General features: G+C 35.5%; 5 protein-coding genes. All 5 read right to left on the minus strand.

All coding sequences use genetic code 11. The features are described 5' to 3' along the window. Nucleotides 1-55 precede the first annotated feature (55 nt). Complete coding sequence (locus J3U74_RS10890; protein ID WP_267329393.1) at nt 56-499, minus strand: hypothetical protein; 444 nt, start codon at nt 497-499, stop codon at nt 56-58. 217 nt (nt 500-716) lie between these two features. Beyond that, a complete protein-coding gene (locus J3U74_RS10895) occupies nt 717-863 on the minus strand; it encodes a hypothetical protein (protein WP_267329394.1) in 147 nt (48 codons plus the stop codon). Between the two features lie 413 nt (nt 864-1276). Further along, nucleotides 1277-3967 carry an SEL1-like repeat protein gene (locus J3U74_RS10900; RefSeq protein ID WP_267338036.1) on the minus strand — a complete coding sequence of 897 codons (2691 nt, stop codon included), beginning with the start codon at nt 3965-3967 and terminating at the stop codon, nt 1277-1279. Between the two features lie 330 nt (nt 3968-4297). Continuing rightward, nucleotides 4298-5227, minus strand: coding sequence for an SEL1-like repeat protein (locus J3U74_RS10905; protein ID WP_267328878.1), 930 nt, complete (start codon nt 5225-5227; stop codon nt 4298-4300). 454 nt (nt 5228-5681) lie between these two features. Further along, a partial coding sequence (locus J3U74_RS10910) for a tetratricopeptide repeat protein (RefSeq protein WP_267346935.1) occupies nt 5682-6460 on the minus strand: 779 nt, incomplete at its 5' end.

Raw genomic sequence — 6460 nt, forward strand, 5'->3', positions numbered from 1 at the left:
AAATAAGCCTGAAAAGTTGACTGGTTTATTTCTAGTTTTCAGTATTTATTTATGGTTAACGTCCTAAAAAAATATCTATACTGGATTTAGAACTCTCATCTTTAATTTGTTTCTTCTTTTCTATTAAATAGTTATTTGCTTTGATATATATATCTTTATCGCATTCAATGTTTAAGATTAATTTATTATTATTCTTATTTATGATGAGAAAATGATTATCCTTATAATCAAAAATAATATTTTCTACCGATGTAGCGCCTTTATTAAAATTAGATAAATTATAATAATATCTGAAAGTTACATATTGTTTTGAGATATGAATATAACCATACTCTTTTTCATCAACTTTAGCAAAAATTTTTAATGTTAAAGAATCCTCATCTTCAATTTTATCATATTGATAGGATTTTATATAAAACTTAGGGCTAGTAAATGAGCACGTAAATAACAAAGATATTATTAAAAAAGTGATTACTGAAATTACCTTAAAGATTTTCATTTCATTATACCTGCTGCTTGAGATGCACTATACATAGAACTTGCACATTGTCTTTTGAGCAAATTATACCCTTTTGTTACATTTACCACATCATAATCATCAAGATACATTTTTAAAATTAGACATTTGCATATCATCTACATCAAAACTTGTTCCTTTGGGACTAGCGAATGAGAAAAACAAAACTTGAATTAAAAGAAAAATTTTTCCATTATGCCTATACATCTATTTTTAAATTGAAATCTTTTTGTGCTATGAAGATAGTTTCTTTGAAACCAACGTCTTTAGATGTTCCAACCATAACTTTCTTTATTATCTTTTTCAACTCACCAATACCCATACCTAATCTAATTAATATATCCATCGCTTTTCTAGATATTAAAAGACCGTCCCCGAAGGGATTTACGAGAGTATTATAATTATGCGTATAAGCATAAACTTTGGGTAGCTTCCTTTTAGTTCTATGGGATCTTGGCTTATATTGGTTCCGGTATTACTGTCGTAATATCGGAACCAATATAAGCTGAAGCGTTGAAACTTTAAACGGATTATGCATTACCATTCTAACACGAGCTGTTTTACTCAGTCCGTCAGTTTAGAAAACAGTGTTGACGAGATATCAACACCATAGATCTCCTTATATAGAAATAATATTTATCTCATTCCTTTATGAAGGATTACATAACTTTCTTTAAATTTTTGCTCACAAGCTTGATCAAAATATTTTTTAGCGAACTCGCTATTTTCTACACTGTCATCTTTACAATACATAACACCTTAATTATGCGTTGCTTCAGTAACACCCTGATCGGCTGCTTTTTTATACCAATATAGCGCTTTTTCTTTATCGACTTCGATACCATCCCCGTTGTCATACATAAGTGCTGTATCATATTGTGCATCACCAAGCCCTTGTTCAGCGGCTTTTGTGTACCAATATAATGCTTTTCTTTTATCAAGGTTGACACCACCACCATGAGCATACATCCTTGCCAAATAATATTGTGCTTCAACAAACTCTTCTTCCACTCCTTGAGCTTGAGAATACCAATATAACGCTTTTTCCTGATTGGCTTCGACACCCTCACCTTGGTCATACCTATATGCTAACTCTAATTGCGCAAAAATATTTCCTTCTTCCGCTGCTTTGGTATACCAATATAATGCTTTCCCGATATCAAATTTGCCCCCATTACCTCCGGCATACATACATGCCAAATCATATTTCCCGTAAGCAGACCCATTTTCTTCTCCTTGAGCTTGAGCGAACCAATATGCGGCTTTTTCTTTATTGACTTCGACATCCTCACCTTGGTCATACCTATATGCTAACTCTAATTGTTCATAAATATTCCCTTCTTCCGCTACTTTGGTATACCAATATAGCGCTTTTTCTTTATTGATTACGACATCTACACCTTGGTCATACCTATATGCTAACTCAAATTGTTCATCAATATCCCCTTCGTTCTTGGCTTCAACTTGAGAGTACCAATATGCTGCTTTTTCTTTATTGACTTCGACACCATCTCCTTGGTCATACATATATGCTAACTCTAATTGCGCATATTCATTCCCCTGTTCCGCTGCTTGAGTGTACAAATCGAGCGCTTTTTCTTTATCGACTTCGACACCATCTCCTACTTCATACATACGTGCTAAATTATATTGCGCCTCACTAAGCCCCTGTTCCATTGCTTTAGTAAACCAATATGCTGCGTTTTCTTTATTTTTTTCGACACCGTCACCTCTGTAATAAACAAGCCCTAAATCATTTTCCGCCTTATCAAACCCCTGTTCTGCTGCTTGAGTGAGCCAATATAGCGATTTTTCTTTATTGACTTCAATACCTTTATCGTCTACATACATAAGTGCTAACTGATATTGCGCCTCAGGAAATCCTTGTTCTGCTGCTTTTGTGTACCAATACAATGCTTTCCCGATATCAACTTTGACCCCATTACCTACGGCATATCTCCTTGCCAAATCATATTGCCCGTAAACAAACCCATTTTCTTCTTGAGCTTGAGCGTACCAATATGCTGCTTTTTCTTTATTGACTTCGACACCCTCACCTTGGTCATACCTATATGCTAACTCTAATTGCGCAGAAATATTCCCTTCTTCCGCTGCTTTTGTATACCAATATAATGCTTTCCCGATATCAACTTTGACCCTATTACCTTGGGCATACATACGTGCCAAATCAGATTGCACGTATGCAAACTCATTTTCTTCTCCTTGAGCTTGAGAGTACCAATAAAGTGCTTTTTCTTTATTGACTTCGACACCCTCACCTTGGTCATACATATATGCTAACTCTAATTGCGCAGAAATATTCCCTTCTTCCGCTGCTTTTGTATACCAATATAATGCTTTCCTTTTATCAACGTTGACATCATCACCTTCGGCATACATACGTGCCAAATCTAATTGCTCTTGATCAACCCTATATTCCTCTCTTTCTTCTTGTGCTTGAGCTTGGGAGTACCAATATCGTGCTTTTTCTTTATTGACTTCAACACCCTCACCTTGGTCATACCTATATGCTAACTCTAATTGAGCAGAAATAATCCCTTTTTTCGCTACTTTGGTATACCAATATAGCGCTTTTTCTTTATTGATTACGACATCTACACCTTGGTCATACATACGAGCTAACTTAGATTCTCCAGCAGCAAGCCCTTTGTTCTTGGCTTCAACTTGAGAGTACCAATATGCTGCTTCTTCTTTATTGACTTCGACACCCTCACCTTGGTCATACATATATGCTAACTCAAATTGCGCATATTTATGCCCTTGTTCCGCTGCTTGAGTGTACAAATAGAGCGCTTTTTCTTTATCGACTTCGACACCGTCTCCTACTTCATACATACGTGCTAAATTATATTGCGCCTCACTAAGCCCCTGTTCCATTGCTTTAGTAAACCAATATAGCGCTTTTTCTGAATTTTTTTCGACTCCGTCACCTCTGTAATAAACAAGTCCTAAATCATTTTCCGCCTTATCAAACCCCTGTTCTGCTGCTTGAGTGAGCCAATATAGCGATTTTTCTTTATTGACTTCAATACCTTTATCGTCAACATACATAAGTGCTAACTTATATTGCGCCTTTAGAAATCCTTGTTCCGCTGCTTTTGTGTACCAATAGAGTGCTTTTTCTTTATCTATGCCGATACCGTGCCCCCTGATGTACAAATGTGCTAAATCATATTGCGCCTTAACAAGTCCTTGTTTCGCTGCTTTTTTGTACCAAAAGAGTGCTTTTTCTGCATTTCTGTGACCTACACGTCCGTCATATATATGTGCTAAATTATACTGAGCATCTTTATCTCCCTGCTCAGCCTCAGTGTTACAAGCAATAAAAGCTTTATCAAAAGCTTTTTGTTCGAAATAGGTCGCACAATTATTAGCGTAAGCCGTCGTCGATAATAATGCTGTTAATACAACAAATAGTACTTTTTTCATTAGTTTTCCTTAATTTCCTTAAATATAATAATTTTTTTATTTTGCCTGCTGGCAAGAAAAGATCAAAAATGGGCTTGCTATCTATTACTTCTTGACAATGTACTTTTAAATTGCTTATCGGTATCGGGTTAAAGAATTGATAAAATGACTAACACACTAACCAAATATATTGAGCCGTATTAAAATGTCACTGTTAAGCTAATTTATATCAAAAAAGTGATTGTGTTAATAGAATAAAAAATATTTTAGGCTGTATAAAAAAAGAACTGCCTTAATATTTAAGACAGCTCTTTTAGTATAAATTGACTTTTCTATATTGATTAATGATGTTTACTTTATGGAATTATAATTATCACAACCTTCTTCCAAACCGAGTGAACAAGCTTGTTTGTAATATTTTTTGGCTAACGTTATATCTTTTTTAACGCCCTCACCTTGCTGATACATTACCCCTAAATTATTTTGTGCCCAATTAACTCCTTGTTCTGCGGCTTTTGTATACCAATATACTGCTTTTTCTTTATCGACTTCGACACCGTCTCCTTTGTAATACATATTGGCTGTGTTATATTGCGCGTAATCAAAACCTTGTTCTGCGGCTTTTGTATACCAATATAACGCCTTTACTTTATTGACTTCGACACCGTCTCCTTTGTAATACATAACCCCTAAATTATTTTGCGCCTCACCATCCCCTTGTTCAGCGGCTTTAGTATACCAATATACCGCTTTTTCTTTATTGACCTCGACTCCATCACCTTCGTCATACATAACCCCTGATTTATATTGTGCCCAAACATCCCCTTGTTCAGCGGCTTTAGTATACCAATAGAGCGCTTTTTCTTTATCGACTTCGACACCCTCACCTTTGGCATACATAAGTCCCAAATTATATTGCGCCTTACTAAACCCTTGTTCAGCTGCTTTAGTATACCAATAGAGGGCTTTTTCTTTATCGACTTCGACACCTTCACCTTCGTCATAAATAACCCCTAAATTATTTTGCGCCTCACGCATCCCTTTTTCCGCTGCCTGAGTAAGCCAATATATTGCTTTTTCTGTATTTTCTTCGACGCCTTCGCCGTTGTAATACATAAATGCTAAATTAAACTGAGCATCGCTATCTCCCTGCTCAGCCTCAGTGTTACAAGCAATAAAAGCTTTTTCAAAATCTTTTTGTTCAAAATAGGTAGCGCAATGATTAGCGTAAGCCGTCGTCGATAATAATGCTGTTAATACAACAAATAGTACTTTTTTCATTAGTTTTCCTTAAATTCCTTAAATATAATAATTTTTTTATTTTGCCTGCTGGCAAGAAAAGATCAAAAATGGGCTTGCTATCTATTACTTCTTGACAATGTACTTTTAAATTGCTTATCGGTATCGGGTTATAGAGTTGATAAAATGACTAACACGCTAACCAAATATATTGAGCCGTATTAAAATGTCATTGTTAAGCTAATTTATATCAAAAAAGTGATTGTGTTAATAGAATAAATAATATTTTTAGGCTGTATAAAAAAAGAACTGCCTTAATATGTAACACAATCCTTTTAACAGATTTCTGATATGTGTGACTTGTGAATAATGGCTATTTCATTCCTTTATGAAGGATATCGCAACTTTCTTTAAATTTTTGCTCACAAGCTTGTTCAAAATACTCTTTAGCTAACTCGCTATTTTCTACACTGTCATCTTTACAATACATAACACCTTAATCAAGCCTTGCTTCAGTAACACCCTGATCGGCTGCTTTTTTGTACCAATATAGCGCTTTTTCTTTATCGACTTCGATACCATCCCCGTTGTCATACATAAGTGCTAAATCATATTGTGCATAACCAAGCCCTTGTTCAGCTGCTTTTGTGTACCAATATGATGCTTTTCTTTTATCAACCTTGACACCACCACCATGAGCATACATCCTTGCAAAATAATATTGCGCTTCAACAAACACAAACTTTTCTTCCACTCCTTGAGCTTGAGAATACCAATATAACGCTTTTTCCTGATTGGCTTCGACACCCTCACCTTGGTCATACCTATATGCTAACTCTAATTGCGCAAAAATATTTCCTTCTTCCGCTGCTTTTTTATACCAATACAGCGCTTTTTCTTTATCGACTTCGACACCCTTACCTTGGTCATACTTAAGTGCTAAACCATATTCTCCACCAGCAAGTCCTTCTTCCATCATTGCTTCAACTTGAGAGTACCAATATGCTGCTTTTTCTTTATTGACTTCGACACCCTTACCTTGGTCATACATATATACTAACTCAAATTGTGCATTTTCATGCCCCTTTTCCGCTGCTTGAGTGAGCCAATATAGCGATTTTTCTTTATTGACTTCAATACCTTTATCGTCAACATACATAAGTGCTAACTGAAATTGCGCTTCTAGATCTCCTTGTTCCGCTGCTTTTGTGAACCAATAGAGTGCTTTTTCTTTATCGACTTCGACACCATCTCCTTTGTCATACATATATGCTA

The sequence above is a fragment of the Gilliamella sp. B3892 genome (assembly GCF_026536305.1).
GTDB lineage: Bacteria > Pseudomonadota > Gammaproteobacteria > Enterobacterales > Orbaceae > Gilliamella.

Coding starts and splice junctions, on each gene's coding strand:
- J3U74_RS10895 (WP_267329394.1), bottom strand. CDS start 863: ATGGATATATTAATTAGATTAGGTATGGGTATTGGTGAGTTGAAAAAG.
- J3U74_RS10900 (WP_267338036.1), bottom strand. CDS start 3,967: ATGAAAAAAGTACTATTTGTTGTATTAACAGCATTATTATCGACGACG.
- J3U74_RS10890 (WP_267329393.1), bottom strand. CDS start 499: ATGAAAATCTTTAAGGTAATTTCAGTAATCACTTTTTTAATAATATCT.
- J3U74_RS10905 (WP_267328878.1), bottom strand. CDS start 5,227: ATGAAAAAAGTACTATTTGTTGTATTAACAGCATTATTATCGACGACG.